Genomic DNA, 17,454 nt, shown 5'->3' with positions numbered 1-17,454 from the left:
TATTCGGTCGTGGCGGATTTCAAGGGCGGGAAACTGGCGGGCAAGACCGAATCGTTCAGCAGGATCGAAATCCCCCGGCTTGACGAATCGATCGCCGGCTCGAATTTCGAGATCGTGGTCGGCTTCGACCTGACGCCGGAGCAGCTGGAATTCAACCGGGCGGGCAAGCGCTTCCGCCTCAACGCTGAAAAGTAAACCATGGCGAGCCTGATCAGAGACCTGACGGCCGCCGCTGGCGCCGCCTTCTCTGCCGTGGGGCTGGAGGAACGATGGGGTGACGTTCGCCGCTCCGACAAGCCGGACCTGGCAGATTTCCAGTGCAATGGCGCGATGGGCGCGGCGAAGGCTGCGGGCCGGAACCCGCGCGAGATTGCCGGCGAGATTGCCGAAGTGCTGAAGGCCTATCCGCTGGTCCTGTCGGCAGACGTAGCGGGGCCGGGCTTTATCAACATTCGCGTATCTGACGCCGCGCTGTCGGCACGCGCGGCGGACATTCTCGCTGACAAGGACATGGCGGGTGGCGAGCTGGCGTCCGACCCGCACGTGACCGTGATCGATTTCGGCGGGCCGAACGTGGCCAAACCGATGCATGTCGGGCATCTGCGCTCGGCGGTGATCGGCGACACGCTGCAACGCCTCCTGAAATTCCTCGGCGATACGGTGACGTCGGACACGCATCTCGGCGACTGGGGCCTGCAGATGGGCCATCTTGTCACCGAACTTCATGACGACCAGCCGGACCTGATCTATTTCGACGAGAGCTATACCGGGCCCTATCCTGCCGAATCGCCGGTCACGATCGAGGACCTCGGGCGGCTGTATCCGGCGGCCAGCAACAAGGCCAAGGACGACCCGGCGCGCAATCAGCGCTCGCAGAACGCCGTGGCCGAACTGCAGGCGGGGCGGGCAGGCTATCGCGCGCTACTGAAGCATTTCATCGATGTGTCGGTGGCGGCGCTGAAGGTCGACTATGCCTTCCTGAATGTCTCGTTCGACCTGTGGAAGGGCGAGAGCGACGTCGACCACCTGATCGCCGGCCTCATCGAGCGGTTCCGCGAAGCGGGGCTGGCCGAAGAGAGCCAGGGCGCGCTGATCGTGCATGTGGCGCGTGAGAGCGACAAGAAGGAAATGCCGCCGGTCATGCTGCTGAATTCGCGCGGCGGCACGGGCTATCACACGACCGACCTTGCGACGATCGAGGACCGGATGATGCACATGCATCCGACGCCGGAGCGCATGCTGTATGTCGTCGACCAGCGTCAGGCGCTGCATTTCGAACAGGTGTTCCGGGCGGCTGAACTGGTCGGCCTGATCGATGAGGGGCATCTGGAACATATCGGCTTCGGCACGGTGAACGGACCGGACGGCAAGCCGTTCAAGACGCGCGAAGGCGGCGTGCTGCGGCTGGCCGACCTGAACGCGATGGCGCTCGAGGAGGCCGACCGCAAGCTTGGCGCGGCAAACCTGCCGGATGACATGGGGCTGGACGAGCGGGCGAATGTGGCGCGGGCCGTGGCGGTGGCAGCGCTGCGTTTTGCCGACCTGCAGAATACGCGGACGACGAATTACGTGTTCGATCTCGACCGGTTCACGAGCTTTGAAGGCAAGACGGGACCGTACCTGATGTATGCCGCCGTGCGGATCAAGTCGCTGCTGCGTCGGGCCGAAGCCGACGGCAATGCGCCGGGCAAGATTATCGTGGGCCACGACGCGGAACGTACGCTGGTTCTGGCGCTGGACGGGTTCGGCGCGGCGCTGCTGGGCGCGCGCGAGAAGCGGATGCCGCACATCTTGTGCGAGCACGTGTTCGGTCTGAGCCAGGCCTTCAGCGGCTTCTATGGCGCGTTGCCGATTGCGAACGAAAGCGATCCGGCGCTGCGGGCGAGCCGACTGGCGCTGGCGACGGCTGTGCTGAAGCAGCTCGAAGCCGGGCTCGGGATTCTTGGAATCGACGTGCCTGAGCGCATGTAGGGCATCGCGCCCTTGTGTGCCTATATCTTCTGTATCGACGGATCGACCGCGACACAGAGGAGACACTAATGGCGAAGGCACTCAAGGTTCAGCGCGCCGGGGCCAGCGACGGCGTCCAGTGGGAACTTGCCTCGCAATGGGCCCAAGGCTGGCGTTTCCTGAAATGGTCAGCAACCGCGTTCATCGTGATCGCCTTCCTTGTCGTGATCGGGCAGGGATTCCTGTTCTACCGTATGTTCGACGATGTGCATCCGGTTCTGGGCTATGCCTATCTGGTGATCCTGGCGCTGATTCTTGGTGTCATGGTCGGCCGGCCGATCCGATCCTTCCTGGCCATGCCTGTTGCGGCGAGGCCTCCCTCCATCGTGATCGATCCGAAGGCGCCGGAACCGTCGGCGCTGGCTGCGCGTCTGAAATACGACCTGAAATACCTCGAGATGCTGGCGGGCAATCCGCTGCTGAAAGACGAAAGCGACGCCATTCGCGCGGGCATCGCCAAGGGCCGTGCGCTGCTGGAGCGGGCCTTGCGGGGACCGCAGGACGAAGCCCTGGCCGTGTCGGTGGAACTCGAAGCCTTCGAACGCGACCATATCGAAGCCCTGCTGAAGCCGCTGGATGCGAAAGTGAATGCGCTGATCCATGCCGAGGCCGTCGGGGTGGGCGTCGCGACAGCGGTGTCGATGAACGGGACGGTCGATGCCTTTATCGTGCTCTGGCGGAATGCCAATCTCATTGCGCGGGTGTCGCGCATCTATTTCGGCAGGCCGCACCTGGGGGGCAGCTTGCGCATCCTGCGGGATGTGGCGGCCATCGTTGTCGTGTCGCGTGCGCTGGAAGATGTGACCGACATTACCGGCGACGTGATTGGCGGCCTGCTGGGTCGCATGGGCGGACTGGTGGCCGGTCCGCTGATGGATGGCGGTATCAACGCGATGATGACGCTGAAGCTCGGTTACCTGGCGAAACGGCGTTGCCGCAGCTTCAAGGGCTGGTCGGCCGGACAGGCCAAGGCGATTTCGGAAGAGGCGTTGCAGGGTGTGAAGCAGGAATCCGGATCGGTCGTCGCAGACCTGCTGAAACGGTGTGGCGGCCTGACCTCGCACGCCGCACGGGCGACCGAAAAGGCCGTCGCCGGGTCGAAGAATGCCTGGGGCCTGGTGCAAAGCTGGTTTGGCGCCAAGCCTGCTGGGGCCTGACCGATTGGCAGGCCACGGCTGTGCTGAAGTGGCTGGAGGCCGGTGTCGGGATTCTGGGCATTTGATAAGCTGGCGCGGATGAAGCTTTCTCCCGCCTCATCCTTTGACTTCGCTCAGGATGAGCTGTGAGAGAGGCTCACCCTGAGCGAAGTCGAAGGGCGAGCCGGGCGGGCGCTGCCATGCTGGTCAGGGGTGCACCAATTGGAGGCAGGCCTGCGGATTCTGGGGATCGCGTTGCCGGAACGGATGCAGGTCGCTTGCCGCGCCCTCGAATCCGTTCTAATCCAAAGCCAATTCAACTCTGTCCCGGGAGAGAGCAGCTCTTGAAGCTGCCGCCGAAGGCGCAACCGCCCCGGAAACGCTCAGGCAAACGGACCGGGCAGGGTCAACACGCTGGAAAGAGGCCCTTGAGGCCTCGCCGAAGGAGCAAGCCCGTACGCCGGGCGGAATCTCTCAGGCGCCCAGGACAGCGGGGGCGACGGATATTTCGGCCCAGCGCCGATCCGTCACCTTTTGGATTGATGGCGCCATGGCAAATACCCCAACCGAAGCGTTGAAGCGTACGCCGCTTTACGACCTGCATGTTGCGCGCGGGGCCAAGCTCGTCCCGTTCGCAGGCTATGAGATGCCGGTGCAATACCCGATGGGTGTGATGGACGAGCATAAATGGACGCGGGCCCATGCGGGCATTTTCGATGTCAGCCACATGGGCCCGTGCTTCCTGTCGCTGGAAGAGGGCATTGGCGGCGGGGATGAGGCGCATGCCAAGATCGCGGCGTTGGTCGAGACACTGGTGCCGTCTGACATTGCCAGCTTGAAACAGGGGCAGGCGCGGCTGACTGTGCTGCTCAACGCAGATGGCGGCATCCTCGACGATTTGATCATCACGCGCCCGCTGGGCGACGAGGCGCAGGGCAGCCTCTACATCGTCGTCAATGGCGCGGTGAAAGAACAGGACTGGGCCATCTTCGAAACCGCGCTGGCGGGCAAGGCCGTGCTGACACGCGCCGATGACCGTATCCTGTTCGCGCTGCAGGGGCCGGAAGCCGTGGACGTGTTGAGCGATTTCTTCCCCGGCTGCGAAGAGCTGGCCTTCATGCACCACGAGCCCTTCGAACTGAACGACACGCGCTGCATCGTGTCGCGCTGTGGCTATACCGGCGAGGACGGGTTCGAGGTTCTGGTGGCGCCCGAAGCGTGCCTGCCGCTGATCGAGGAAATGCTGACGGATGAACGGGTCGAGATGATCGGCCTTGGCGCGCGGGATTCGCTGCGCCTGGAAGCCGGGCTTTGCCTGTACGGACATGACATGGACACAAGCCGCGACCCGGTCGAGGCCGGGCTGAGCTGGGTGATCCAGAAGACACGGCGCGAGGCGGGCAATTTTCCCGGTGCGGCGCGCATCCTGGCGGCGCTGAAAGATGGCCCAGCGGAGAAGCGCGTGGGCATTCGTCCGCTGGAGCGGGCTCCGGCCCGGGAGGGAACGGAGGTGCAAGTAGGTGGCAAGGTGGTGGGCGTGGTGACGTCCGGCGGCTTTGGCCCCAGCGTCGACCATCCGGTGGCGATGGGCTATGTCGCCGCCGCCCATGCCGCGCCCGGCACGAAAATCGATCTGATGGTACGCGGCAAGGCACGGCCCGGCGAGATCGTCGCGCTACCTTTCGTTCCACACAATTACAAACGCTAAACAGGAGGAGAGACCCATGGCGACCTATTACACAGAAGACCATGAGTGGGTCAGCGTCGACGGCGACAAGGGCAAGGTCGGCATCACGGCCTATGCCGCCGAGCAGCTGGGCGACGTCGTGTTCGTCGAGACGCCGGACGTTGGCAAGACCGTGAAGAAGGGCGACGACATGGCCGTCGTCGAGAGCGTCAAGGCGGCGTCTGACGTCTACGCGCCGGTCAGCGGCGATGTGGTCGAGGCAAACGGTGCCCTCGCTGATGCTCCGGAGACGGTGAACGAAAGTCCGGAAGGCGATGGCTGGTTCTGCGTGATCAAGCTGGCCGACGCGGGCGAACTGGACGGCCTGATGGATGCCGCCGCTTATGCCGAGTTCTGCAAGGGACTGTAGCCCATCCGCTGCCTCAAGCAGCGCTCATCCTGAGCGAAGTCGAAGGATCAGAGCGCGGGCCGCATAGACATCAAGCCAGAACCCCGTCCTTCGACTTCGCTCAAGATGCGGTTCTTCGAGAGAAAGAGACGAATTAGATATGCGTTACCTTCCCCTGACTGACGATGATCGCAAGGCGATGCTGAATGTGATTGGCGCGAAAAGCGCGGATGATTTTTACGGCGACGTACCGAAGGAGGCCCGGCTCGGTGGCAAGATTGCCGGCCTGCCGGACCATCAGGGGGAGCTGGCCGTCGAGCGCCACCTGTCGAAACTTGCCGCCAAGAACCGCTCGGCCTCGTCCGGCCCGTTCTTTGTCGGCTGCGGCGCCTACAAACATCATATCCCGGCCAGCGTGGACATGGTGATCCAGCGTTCTGAATTCCTGACGACCTATACGCCCTACCAGCCGGAAGTCGCGCAGGGCACGCTGCAGACCCTGTTCGAATTCCAGACGCAGGTGGCGGCGCTGATGGCGATGGATGTAGCGAATGCCTCCATGTATGACGGCTCGACCGCCTGCGCCGAAGCCGCCGTGATGGCGACGCGCGTGACGCGGCGCAAGAAAGTGATCCTGTCCGGCGGCCTGCACCCGCATTATGCCGCGGCAACGAAACTGCTGTGCGAGGCGCAGGGGCTGGAAGTGGTCCACCTGGCGGTGGCGGTTGATGGCGAGATGGCGCTGGCCGACGCGGTGGATGATGACACTGCCTGCGTGATCGGGCAGAGCCCGAACGTGTTCGGCACGGTGACGGACATGTCCGGCGTGGCCGACGCTGCCCACGCGAAGAAGGCGCTGTTCGTGTCGGTGTTTACCGAAGCGGTTGCGCTCGGCCTTGTGACGCCTCCCGGCGAGATGGGCGCGGACATTGCCGTGGGCGAGGGCCAGTCGATCGGCGTGCCGCTCGGCTTTGGCGGGCCTTATGTCGGCCTATTTGCGTGTACGGAAAAACTGGTGCGCCAGATGCCGGGCCGCCTGTGCGGTGAGACGGTGGACGCCGACGGCAGGCGTGGCTTCGTGCTGACGCTGTCGACGCGCGAGCAGCATATCCGCCGCGACAAGGCGACATCGAATATCTGTACCAATTCAGGCCTCTGCGCGCTGGCCTTCACGGCGCACATGACGCTGCTGGGCGACAAGGGCCTGCAGGGCCTCGCGCTCCTGAACCATGAGGCGGCGTGTGATCTCGCCGATGCGCTGGAGGCTGTGCCGGGCGTGGAAATACTGACCCCGCGCTTTTTCAATGAGTTTGCGTTCCGCACACCGATGAATGCCGAGGCTGTTCTGGCCATGCTGGACGAGGCCGGCGTTGTCGGCGGCGTACGGGCGAGCCGCCTGTTCCCGGGCGAAGATATGGGCGACGTGATCGTCTGCGCGGCGACGGAATGCACGACGCCGGAAGATATTGCCGCCTATGCGGCGGCGCTGAAGGAGATTGTCTGATGAGCATGAACATTCAAGGCCGCCCGACGGCGCCGACATCGACTTCCGTATCCGCCATTACGACCGTGTCCGGCTCGCGGGGCCTGTTGCAGGCTGAGGGCCTGATCTTCGAGATCGGGACCAGTGAGACGACCGGCGTTGACCTGCCCGCGCCGCAGAACCGGACAGGGCGCCTCGGCGGTGTGACGCGCAAGGTGCCGACCGGCCTGCCGGGCCTGTCGGAGCCGGAAATGGTGCGCCATTACATGCGCCTGTCGCAGAGGAATTATGCCATCGATCTCGGCTTCTTCCCGCTGGGCAGCTGCACGATGAAGCACAATCCGCGGCTCAACGAGAAGATGGCGCGCCTGCCGGGCTTTGGCGACATCCATCCGATGCAGCCGCAGGCGACCGTGCAGGGCGCGCTGGAGCTGATCGACGAGCTGGCAACCTGGCTGAAGACGCTGACCAACATGCCCTTCGTGGCGATGAGTCCGAAGGCGGGCGCGCATGGCGAACTGGCCGGGATGCTGGCGATCCGGCAGGCCCTGATTGCGCGCGGCGAGGGCGAGACGCGCAAGCGCGTGCTGGTGCCGGCCTCGGCGCATGGCACGAACCCGGCGACAGCGGTGCAGTGCGGGTTCATCGTCGACGAGATCAAGGCGAACAAGCGGGGCCGCGTCGACATGGGCATGCTGCGCGAGAAGCTGAAACATACCGATGACGTGGCCGGCATCATGCTGACCAATCCGAATACGTGCGGCCTGTTCGAAACCGACATCCGCGAGATCGCCGACCTGATCCATGATGCGGGCGGATATTTCTATTGCGACGGGGCGAACTTCAACGCCATCGTGGGCCGTGTGCGGCCGGGCGACCTCGGCGTCGATGCAATGCATATCAACCTGCACAAGACCTTCTCCACCCCGCATGGCGGCGGCGGGCCGGGCTCGGGCCCGACCGTGCTGTCTGAAGCGCTGGCGCCCTACGCGCCTGTGCCGTTCGTCGTGAAAAACGAGGACGGCGTGTTCAGCCTCGTTGAGGAAGTCGACGGCGAGGCGAGCGAGAGCTTTGGCCGAATGGTGGCGTTCCATGGCCAGATGGGCATGTTCGTGAGGGCGCTGGCCTATATTCTCAGCCATGGCGCGGACGGCCTGAAACAGGTGGCCGAGGATGCGGTGCTGAACGCGAACTATATCGCTGCGAAGCTGAAGCATGTGATGACGCCAGCCTTTGAAGGCTATTGCATGCACGAGGCGCTGTTTTCGGATGCGTTCACGGCGGACGGCATCGAGACGCTGGACATCGCCAAGGCGCTGATCGACGAGGGCTATCACCCGATGACCATGTACTTTCCGCTGGTGGTGCATGGCGCGATGCTGATCGAGCCGACCGAGACCGAGAGCAAGGCGACGTTGGACCAATTCTGCGCCTCGCTGGAATCGATTGCCCGGCGCGCGGCGCAGGGCGACGAGACGCTCAAAGGTGCGCCTTACCTCGCGCCGATGCGGCGGCTGGACGAGACACGGGCGGCGCGCAAGCCGGTGCTGAAATGGACGGCGCCCGCGTCTGATACCGTCGCGGCGGAATAGGCCTCAGGGGGCGGATTTGCTTTGCGGTTCCGGCGGGTCAAACAGCCGGGACCGGAGCCCCTGGAACCATCGCGTCATCGGCCGCTCGACGAAGCGGTAGCTGAGCAGCGAACCCGTGATCGAAACGGCGAGGCAGATGGCAACGAAGGTGAAATTGTCCAGAAGCCCCGCATGCCCAAGCCTGAAGAGGGGGGCGATCGGCTCGAACTTGCCCAGCACGCCGAAGATAAGCCTGAGGACGACGATGAAAATCGTGTGGGACAGGTACAGCGAATAGGATGCATCGCCGAGGCGGACCAGTCCGTGCATCACATTTTGAAACCAAGGCGTTGTTCCGCGAATGATGTGCGGATACACTTGGCCGCCATACCAGCCGGCCCACAGGGTGGCCAGCATCGCCAGAGTGCCGACCGACAGGGCCACGATCGTTCCACCCAGACGCAAGTGGAGAGGACTGTCATCGACCGTGCCGTAAAGCTGGAGAACAAGGACCGTGACAAGAAACATGACGGCGGCAGGTATCAGCCAGGCCAGTCTGTCAGTGCGCTCGAGCGTGACAACGCCGTAGATCAGCGCTGCACTTGGAAAACCATAGAGCATCACGCGGCCCCATTGCAGCGTGTGGACGGTTTCGACGCCTTGGATGCCAAGTGATGCGCAAAGGGCCAAAACGGCCAGAAGCGTAATTGTGCCGGCGCGCCAAGCAAGGCCTGAACAGACGAGCAGGCCTGTTACAGCGCCCATGATGAATTCCATTGTCATCGGGAAGAAGACAAGTGCCGGAATGTCTTCCGGCCGGTGCCCCGACAGGCCAATCGACCAGCCGCCAATCACAAGCAGGCCCCAGACCAGCAGGATAAGGGGAAGCCAGCTGCGCCTGACCAGCAGGATCAGGGTGAAGACAAGGTAAAAATAGACTTCGTGCACAAGGGTCCAGCCGACACCGAGGATCGGATCCTCGACTTGGGGCATCAGCAGGAAGGACTTGATGACATAGGGCAGGACGGGTTCAGATCGCGCAAAGGATTGCCACCCCTGACCGGCACCGCTGAGGCCGTGGAAGCCGATAAGATAGACCGCCATGATGCCGGCAAAAAACCACCAGATCGGATAGATGCGTGTCAGCCTGGCGAACAGGAACTCAGCCGCCGTGCGCAGGCCCGGCCTGTCGCCCTGGGTGACGACGACCATGATGAAACCGGAGATGACAAAGAAGAGATCAACGCCGGCATAGCCATTTGTCACCACGCCCGAGAGCCACGGGGCTTCGGTGCCGCCATTTTGCAGGATGCCCTTCAGTTCCTGATAGCGCATATGAAAGAACACGACCAATAGCGCCGCGATGCCGCGGAGGATCTGGATGGACTGTAGTTTCATGCCGTCCTCATGCCCGGTTCCCGCATTTGACCGCAAGAAGTTTCACAGTTGTAGCAATCGGGTAACGCTGTTGCCAGACTTTGAACACATCCTGATGATTTCATTGGCCGGAATAACCAAGAACCCCCATATCACTGAAAATGGCTGACGACGAAGCGAACCCGATGACCGAAACTACCTCCCTGCCGCCCCAAAGGCCGGCTGATCCCCTGCGTTTCGGCTTCAATACAGCGTTCCGTCAGCTCCTGGCCCTGATCGGCCTGTTGATGATCGCCCTGTCGATCCCGATTGGCATCGTGACGCCGCTGATTCCGATCGGCCTGCCATTCGGTATCCTGGGTGTTATCCTGTTGGGACGAAACTCGGTCTGGGGCCATCGCTGGATGGAAAGCGTGTTGAAACGCCATCCCCGCGTCGAGCGGTTTGCGCCGAACTGGTTGATGAAGCTGGTTTTTGCCCGCGAAAAGAACGTTTCGTCGCCCCGCAAGCGCTGAACGCGCCGCCCCCTTGCCGCAGAGGCAAATCTGCGCACAAATGCACCTGTAATCACTACAGCGAGTGGGGCTGAAACAGATGAACCGAATTTCCCTGGCGGGCCTGTCTTGCCTTGCCCTGATTCTGGCCGCATGCGGGGGCTCGGACAAGGCTGACAGCAAGGACAAGATCACGGTTCCCAAGGACCCGTTCCCCTCGACCTATGCGCCTTATCCGAACCCGTCCGTGTTCATTGCGAATGCGACGATCATCGATGGCACCGGCGCGCTGATCGAAAAGGGTGGCCTTCTCATCGAGAACGGCAAAGTGTCGGCGATCGGCAAGGACCTGGCCGCGCCGGGCGATGCCAAGGTGATCGATGCTGCAGGCCGCTGGGTGACGCCCGGCATTGTCGACAATCACAGCCATCTCGGCGTTTATCCTTCGCCCGGTGTCACTGCACATGGTGATGGCAATGAAATTTCCGGCCCGGTGACGGCGGAAGTCTGGTCCGAACATGGCATCTGGCCACAGGATCCGGGATTCACGCGGGCGCTGGCGGGCGGAGTCACGTCACTGCAGGTGCTGCCGGGTAGCGCGAACCTGTTCGGCGGGCGCGGCGTGACGTTGAAGAACGTGCCGAGCCGGACCGTGCAAGGCATGAAGTTTCCCGGGGCGCCTTACACGCTGAAAATGGCCTGCGGCGAGAACCCGAAGCGGGTCTATGGTTATGGCAATGGCAGCTATCCCGGCGGGGCACCTTATTCGCGCATGGGCAATGTCGCTGGCTATCGCGAGTCGTGGATTCGGGCCGCCGACTACAAGCGCAAATGGGAGAAGTACGAGAAAGAAGGCGGCGATGCGCCAATGCGCGACCTGGAGCTGGACACGCTGAAGGGCGTGCTCGACGGCGACATCCTCGTTCACATGCATTGCTATCGCGCCGATGAGATGGCGCAAGTCATGGATATCTCGAAGGAATTTGGCTACAAGGTCACCGCTTTCCACCATGCCGTCGAAGCCTACAAGATTGCCGACAAGCTGGCGGAATATGGCGCCTGTTCGTCGATGTGGGCCGACTGGTGGGGCTTCAAGATGGAAGCCTATGACGGCATCAAGGAAAACATCCCGATGGTGCACAAGGCCGGCGCGTGCGCCATCGTGCATTCCGACAGCGATATCGGCATCCAGCGCCTGAACCAGGAAGCCGCCAAGGCCTGGGCGGACGGACGGAAGATCGGCATCAACATTCCTGAGGAAGAGGCGTGGCAATGGCTGTCGCTGAACCCGGCCAAGTCACTCGGCATCGACGGCAAGACCGGCAGCCTCGTGCCCGGCAAGATGGCTGATGTGGTCGTCTGGTCCGGCAACCCGTTCAGCGTCTACACCAAGGCCGACCAGGTCTTTGTCGATGGCGCCCTGATGTATGACCGCAGCGATGCAGCGATGCGGCCGGTGATGGATTTCGAGCTCGGCCAGCCCGGTGAAGGAGACCTGAAATGAGCGTGCGCCATATTGCCAGCCTGATCGCTGTCGCCGCGAGCCTTGCTCTGCCCGTTTTTGCCGCGCCAGTCGCGATTGTCGGCGGAAATGTCTGGACCGGAACAAGCCAAGGCACGATTCCGAGCGGGATTATCGTGATCGACAAGGGGCGGGTTGTCTCGGTCAGCAGGGCTGGATCGCACGTGCCGATGGAGGCAACGGTCATCGATGCCACCGGTAAATGGGTCAGCCCGGGTTTTATTTCCGCCTTCTCGCGTACCGGGATCGTGGAAGTCGACGCTGAAGACGCGACTGATGACACGTCGGCAAGCAGCTCCGATTATTCCGTGGCGCTGGATGCGGCGGATGGATTCAATCCGGATTCGACCGCTGTAGCTGTGACGCGTGTCGAAGGGGTGACGCGGATTGTCGTAGCGCCGGAAGCCAGCTCGAACCTGTTTGCCGGTCAGGGCTTTGTCGCTGACACAAGCGGCGATGTGGATACCGAGATTTCGCGCAAGGCCTTCCTGCTGATCTCGCTGGGCGACCACGGCGCCGCGCTCGCGGGTGGTTCGCGTCCGGCGGCCTGGGCGCAGTTTCGCGCCGCGCTCGACGATGCGGGCGCCTATCCGGCGCGGTATTTCACGAGCAATGACGGCACCGCGCTCGGCCGGGTGGATGCCGAGGCGTTGGGTCCTGCGTCACGGGGCGAGCAATTGATCCTGATCGAAGCGCACAAGGCCAGCGATCTCAACGCGATCATGGACTTTGCCACAGAGAACCCGGACCTGAAGATTGCCATTGTCGGGGCTGACGAAGGTTGGCGCGTGGCACCGCGGCTGGCGCGATCCGGTATTCCGGTGATCGTGGATGCCTTTTCAAACCTGCCAGCCAGCTTTGAGCAACTCGGCGCTACGGCGGAAAACGCGTCCCGGATGATGGATGCCGGTGTGACGGTCGCGATTGCCCATCTCGGCAGTTCGAGTCATCAGGCCCGTCTTGCAATGCAGGTGGCAGGCAATGCCGTGGCCAATGGCATGTCGCACGATGATGCGATGAAAGCGCTGACGACGGCGCCTGCAGCGATATTCGGTCTGCAGGGGCTGGGTGTGATCGGTCCGGGCGCACGGGCGGATATCGTGGTCTGGGATGGCGATCCGCTCGAGATCACGTCCAATCCGGACGTCGTGATGATTGACGGGGACGTCCAGTCCCTGAAAACGCGCCAGACGGAGCTGCGGGATCGCTATCTCAAGCTCGACGAGCACAACCGGCCGCTCGCCTATGTGAAACCCTGACAGGCAGCGCCGTTCAACTCCCATAAATCCTTGGCGGCCTAGTATGGCCGCCAAACGTGCTTTTGGTCCTTTGCCGCATGGATGCCGCAAATGTGGATAAAAGTTCAGTCGGGATGGTTTTGTCGATGTGGCTTGCACTACTCATGGCGTTTTCGCTGGTGACCGGAACCGGTCCGATGAACTCGGCTTTGTCAGCGACCGAGGCGCCGAAGACGCTGCGTGCGGCCTTTACCGTGGAACTGGAGAGCGACCGGGCCAAGCGCGTCTACGCGTTTGATCCCCGCAAGACGGGCGCTGAACGCTGGCAGGTGCTCGACTGGCAAGGCGAAGACGACGAACTGGAGGAAGTGGCGGCGAACTGGGCCGCCGAGGCCGCGCCTGACGGACGGCTGTTCCCGGACGACCTGCGTGCGAGCCTTGGCCGTAGCGTTCAGGTCGATGATCGTGGGCATGCATGGCAAATCTCGTTCCGGCATACGCCGTCCAAGAATGATGGCGAATTCGACGTATGGGCGGCCGAACGGTTGCAGGCAACAGCCTGGCTTGACCCTGTGGGTGAGCGGTTCCTGCGGATCGATTATATGCTGCCGCAACCTGTTGCCGGGCCGGAAGGCGGCCGCCTGACGAAGTACAATCAGAGTTATTTCCTGCGGACCGAGCCGCGCTGGGGCATGAGCTATGTGTCCGGGTTTTCAGTCGAACTGGAGGCGCGGGCAGCGTTCCGGAAAATCGAGCGGCGCTATTCCGCAACGATTGTGAATGCTGAATTCTTCTTCGCCAGTGCACAGGCGCAGCGGGATTTCGAGCGCGGCAAAGCAGCCAAACCCACATTGATGACTGGATTGGACGGCCCGGCGCGTTAGTCTCTCAACCATGACGATTCACATGGTGAAATTGTGCGTGGGCGCCGATACGATCGAAGACCTCGCTGACTGGCAAACGCGGCTGTTGCAGCGCCTCGACCATCCCGTCCACCACACGCGCATGGCGCCGAAGCGGGCTGAGGAAATGCTCGACGGCGGCTCGATCTATTGGGTCATCAAGCGCGCGATCCGCGTGCGCCAGCGGATCATCGATATCCGCGCAATCAAGGATGATGAAGGCCGTGCCATGTGCGAGCTGGTGTTCGACCCGAACCTGGTGCGGACCTATGCTCAGGCCAAACGCCCGTTCCAGGGCTGGCGCTACCTGAAACCGACAGATGCGCCGCGCGACTTGAAGACCGGCGATGCGGCCCTCGACATTCCGCCCGACCTGGATGCAGCGCTGAAACAGGCCGGTGTCTGGTAGTCTCAGAGGACGAACCGCGCGTGCTCGTTGGCATCAAGGAATTCGATCATCTCGTCGGTGGACGCTTTCTCAAGCATCTTGAGCGCGTCGACTTTCCTGCCAGGTGAATTGCTGGAGGTGAATTGCTGGAGCGCGGCGTTCACCTGAGCCGCGTAGAGCTCCATTCGGGCAAGCTCGTGCTGCGGGTGAAGGCCTTCCTCGACCGAGCGCGTGCCGACGGCGAGGATGGCGAAGATGATGGCGAAGGAGCCCACGACTGTCTGATCGAATGATGGGACTGGCCATATGGCGATCATGAGAGCCAGAAAGTTCGACAGGAAAGCCAAGAGCACCAAGGCGAACATCGTATTGCCCAGCATCGCGATCTGTTTGCGGGGCAGCGACCAGAACGAGCCCTCAGACGACAGGATATAGTTTGTATACTGGACCTGGCCGAGGAGGCGGGTCTCCTCACACGCCGAAAAAATTTCCTCCAGTACGCCGTCCTGGTCACCAGGCAGCTTGCGGGCCGCCGCTTTCGCCCAGGCCGGATCAATCCAGAAAGCTTGCTGGCCTGCCCGGTCGACGATGGTCTGGCCCATGTGGCCGACAGCTTCCCGGCGCGTGTATTTGGTGTACTCGCTGCTGATCTGGCTGAGGAAGGAGCGCTTGAACCGCTCGAAGGCGAGGTCGCGGGTCGCAACATATCCGGTGCGGCCTGCCTCGGACCCTGCCGCCTCTACAATGTCGGGCATGTGCGCGGTGATATATTGTGCCTGCCACTGGCGCATGCGCTCTGTCATCAGGCGCATCTGGAGCCAGTGGCGCTTGCTCTTGCCGAAAGCGAGACCGAGATTGCCGAAGATTATCGCCAGCACGCCGCAGACGGCACCGACAATTGCGATGGCCTTGAACAGGTCGAGGGATACAGCCGTCGCGCCGGATGCAGCGGTAATCAGCGGTTCAAGCGGGAAGGTCAGCAAGGACGCAACCGCGAAACTGAGGGTCAGGCAGCCGATCGACCGGCTGCGCTTCTTGGCGGCATTGGCCAGCCGGTCCACCTTTTGGAACTCGGCGCGCAGATTCGGATGGTCCATGGCGAAGAAGACGCGCGGGTATTTCTTGTGTGCGAGGTCCCGGTCGTCGGCGCTGAGCAGCAGCTCATCGTTGAATCTGAACATACCACCCACCCTTTCGCGGCGCCGCGCACGGCGCCATTCGCCAGCCGTCTGATGCAATCCTGCTTTGGGCTATGCAGGAATGCAATGGCTATTGGTGGATTGCTATCCAGTTTGGAAAACCAAAAAATCTGTGTCATCGTAGCTACTTAGTTGGCTTTCCCGACGTATCCGGATGGCGGCTTTGTGGGGACGTGAATGGCGAATGTTTTTCTCTCCTATAGCCGCGCGGACAGGCCGAAAGCGCAGCAGGTGGCTGCGGCACTTGAGGAAGACGGCCTGACAGTCTGGTGGGACAAGGTGCTCAAGGCAGGCCAGACCTATGACGAGGTGACGGAAGGCATGCTGCGGAATGCCGATGTCGTGGTCGTCCTCTGGTCGACTGTATCGGTGAAGTCCAAATGGGTGCGCGCCGAGGCGACACTTGGCGAACGCTATTCGACCGTGATCCCGGCGATGATCGCGACTGCCGACCGGCCGATCTTGTTCGAGCTGACGCAGACTGCCGACCTGATCGGCTGGGACGGCGACCGGAGTGAACAGAGATGGGTCGATTTTGTCACCGACCTTCGTCACGCCATCACCCGGAAGGCTGCCCATAAAGCCGAGACGGTCGTGGCCCCGAAACCCGCTGCCGTGCCAGTTGCTCCGGCGCCCACTCCTGCCGCGCCTGTAGCCAGCCCGCTGGCCGAAGACGGCACGATCGAGAACACGTTCTGGACGTCGATCCAGACATCGACCGATACGGCAGATTTTGCCGCCTATCTGAAGCGCTACCCAGCGGGTCATTATTCTGATCTCGCCCGCAATCGCATTGCCGTCCTAGACACAAAGGCAAAAGCGCCTGAACCTGTTATGGTGGCTACGCCTTCGTCGACTGCGAAAGCTGCGAAGCCCAAGTCATCGCTCGTGCCAATGATTGCCGGTGGCGTCACCTTGATGATTGGCGCTGGGTGGGGCGTGAGCGCCCTGATGCCGTCCCGTGACAACGGGTCAGCCGTCGCCAAAGCAGCGGATACAGGGGAATCGCCGCCGGCCGATGCTGCGGTAACTGAAGCGGCCGATCCGGGGCTCGCTATACCGGTGGATATCGCAGAAACGGCCGACACTGCGGAAACCATTTCGGAAACCGTGCCGGGCGAGCTTGAAGCTGAAGACGCCGCACCCGAAGGGGCCGCGCCGGAGCCTGCGCAAACCGGCCCGCGGCCGGACTGCGAAACCTGCCCTGTCGTTGCCTCCATTCCGGGGGGCACGTTCATGATGGGATCGCCTGATTCAGAATCCCGACGGACTGGCAATGAAGGGCCCCTGCACAGCGTCACAGTTGCGCCCTTCGTGATGAGCCGCAGCGAGATCACATATGAAAACTGGGACGCCTGTCTCGCTGATGGTGGCTGTGGCGGCTACCGGCCGGGAGACACAGGCAAACGTGGTGACATGCCGGTTACGTCGATTTCCTGGCGGGACGCGCAAGCCTACGCAAACTGGCTGTCGGACAAGGCCGGGCGGACGTATCGCCTGCCGACCGAGGCAGAGTGGGAATATGCTGCGCGCGGCGGAACACAGACCGCCTATTGGTGGGGCGACAGTTTTGACCGGTCCAAGGTCTCGACCGGTGGGCCGCAGGCTAGCGCCAGCCTGCCAGAGAACGGGTTTGGCCTGGTCGGAACACTCGGCAACGTCCGCGAGTGGGTCGAGGATTGTTACGTCAACAATTTCAGCACGGCCCCGAATGATGGCCGCGCCGTGCTGAACGGAAGCTGCGACTTGCGCGTGATCCGTGGCGGAGCTTGGTCTGACAATGCGGCGACGCACCGGGCGGCGAACCGGGCGCGAGTGTCGCGTGGTACGCGGGACCGGAAGATCGGGTTCCGGGTCGTCTCGTCCGACACGGCCCCCTAGCCAGTGGCGGGCGAGCCCGCTAAGCGAAAGCATGATCGATATTTTCCTGCAGTACTGGCCGCTCTTGCTGGGTCTCGCGGTGGCCGGGGCGGCTGCGGGCCTCGCGGCTGGCATGTTCGGCATTGGCGGCGGGGCGGTGATCGTGCCGGTCCTGTTCTTCCTGTTCGACGGCATGGGC

Annotated in this window: 14 protein-coding genes, 1 pseudogene and 1 riboswitch; of the genes and pseudogenes, 13 read left to right on the top strand and 2 right to left on the bottom strand. The window is 62.7% G+C overall.

Translation table 11 applies throughout. The features are described 5' to 3' along the window. From ACESNB_RS05100 to gcvPB, 7 genes and pseudogenes are all read left to right on the top strand, one after another. A pseudogene (locus ACESNB_RS05100) lies at positions 1–195 on the top strand (hypothetical protein); the annotation flags it as partial. Between the two features lie 3 nt (positions 196–198). Further along, positions 199–1,971, top strand: a complete 1,773-nt coding sequence (argS, locus tag ACESNB_RS05095; protein ID WP_373004811.1) for an arginine--tRNA ligase — start codon at positions 199–201, stop codon at positions 1,969–1,971. A gap of 68 nt (positions 1,972–2,039) precedes the next feature. Further along, positions 2,040–3,167: a DUF697 domain-containing protein gene (locus tag ACESNB_RS05090; RefSeq protein WP_373004808.1), complete on the top strand. Its 1,128-nt coding sequence runs from the start codon at positions 2,040–2,042 to the stop codon at positions 3,165–3,167. Between the two features lie 296 nt (positions 3,168–3,463). Continuing rightward, positions 3,464–3,555, top strand: a riboswitch (glycine riboswitch). 141 nt (positions 3,556–3,696) lie between these two features. Then, positions 3,697–4,854 (top strand): glycine cleavage system aminomethyltransferase GcvT, encoded by a 1,158-nt coding sequence (gcvT, locus tag ACESNB_RS05085; RefSeq protein ID WP_373004805.1) that lies wholly within the window; start codon positions 3,697–3,699, stop codon positions 4,852–4,854. Positions 4,855–4,870: 16 nt separating this feature from the next. Next, positions 4,871–5,242, top strand: coding sequence for a glycine cleavage system protein GcvH (gene gcvH, locus ACESNB_RS05080; protein ID WP_373004802.1), 372 nt, complete (start codon positions 4,871–4,873; stop codon positions 5,240–5,242). Between the two features lie 139 nt (positions 5,243–5,381). Beyond that, positions 5,382–6,725 (top strand): aminomethyl-transferring glycine dehydrogenase subunit GcvPA, encoded by a 1,344-nt coding sequence (gene gcvPA, locus ACESNB_RS05075; protein ID WP_373004799.1) that lies wholly within the window; start codon positions 5,382–5,384, stop codon positions 6,723–6,725. Beyond that, a complete protein-coding gene (gene gcvPB, locus ACESNB_RS05070) occupies positions 6,725–8,296 on the top strand; it encodes an aminomethyl-transferring glycine dehydrogenase subunit GcvPB (protein WP_373004796.1) in 1,572 nt (523 codons plus the stop codon). Before gcvPA ends, gcvPB begins: the two co-directional genes overlap by 1 nt. Before the next feature lie 3 nt (positions 8,297–8,299). Here the strand turns inward: gcvPB and ACESNB_RS05065 are convergent, their stop codons facing one another. Further along, a complete protein-coding gene (locus tag ACESNB_RS05065; protein ID WP_373004793.1) occupies positions 8,300–9,673 on the bottom strand; it encodes an acyltransferase family protein in 1,374 nt (457 codons plus the stop codon). Between the two features lie 164 nt (positions 9,674–9,837). Between ACESNB_RS05065 and ACESNB_RS05060 the strand changes: the two genes are divergently transcribed. The 5 genes from ACESNB_RS05060 to ACESNB_RS05040 all read left to right on the top strand — a co-directional run bounded on the left by ACESNB_RS05060 (position 9,838) and on the right by ACESNB_RS05040 (position 14,217). After that, positions 9,838–10,167 (top strand): hypothetical protein, encoded by a 330-nt coding sequence (locus ACESNB_RS05060; RefSeq protein WP_373004791.1) that lies wholly within the window; start codon positions 9,838–9,840, stop codon positions 10,165–10,167. A 79-nt stretch (positions 10,168–10,246) separates the two neighbouring features. Further along, positions 10,247–11,650: an amidohydrolase gene (locus tag ACESNB_RS05055; RefSeq protein WP_373004787.1), complete on the top strand. Its 1,404-nt coding sequence runs from the start codon at positions 10,247–10,249 to the stop codon at positions 11,648–11,650. Further along, on the top strand, positions 11,647–12,927 hold the full coding sequence (locus ACESNB_RS05050) for an amidohydrolase family protein (protein WP_373004784.1): 1,281 nt from the start codon (positions 11,647–11,649) through the stop codon (positions 12,925–12,927). Before ACESNB_RS05055 ends, ACESNB_RS05050 begins: the two co-directional genes overlap by 4 nt. 125 nt (positions 12,928–13,052) lie before the next feature. Next, on the top strand, positions 13,053–13,790 hold the full coding sequence (locus ACESNB_RS05045; RefSeq protein WP_373004781.1) for a hypothetical protein: 738 nt from the start codon (positions 13,053–13,055) through the stop codon (positions 13,788–13,790). A gap of 10 nt (positions 13,791–13,800) precedes the next feature. Further along, positions 13,801–14,217 carry a DUF1489 family protein gene (locus ACESNB_RS05040; protein ID WP_373004778.1) on the top strand — a complete coding sequence of 139 codons (417 nt, stop codon included), beginning with the start codon at positions 13,801–13,803 and terminating at the stop codon, positions 14,215–14,217. Between the two features lie 2 nt (positions 14,218–14,219). Here the strand turns inward: ACESNB_RS05040 and ACESNB_RS05035 are convergent, their stop codons facing one another. Then, positions 14,220–15,377: a hypothetical protein gene (locus tag ACESNB_RS05035; protein WP_373004776.1), complete on the bottom strand. Its 1,158-nt coding sequence runs from the start codon at positions 15,375–15,377 to the stop codon at positions 14,220–14,222. 195 nt (positions 15,378–15,572) lie between these two features. Between ACESNB_RS05035 and ACESNB_RS05030 the strand changes: the two genes are divergently transcribed. Beyond that, positions 15,573–17,276, top strand: a complete 1,704-nt coding sequence (locus ACESNB_RS05030) for an SUMF1/EgtB/PvdO family nonheme iron enzyme (RefSeq protein WP_373004773.1) — start codon at positions 15,573–15,575, stop codon at positions 17,274–17,276. Positions 17,277–17,454 lie beyond the last annotated feature (178 nt).

The sequence above is a fragment of the Hyphomonas sp. genome, assembly GCF_041689225.1.
Classification (GTDB): domain Bacteria; phylum Pseudomonadota; class Alphaproteobacteria; order Caulobacterales; family Hyphomonadaceae; genus Hyphomonas.
This window is presented reverse-complemented; position numbering and strand designations above follow the sequence as displayed.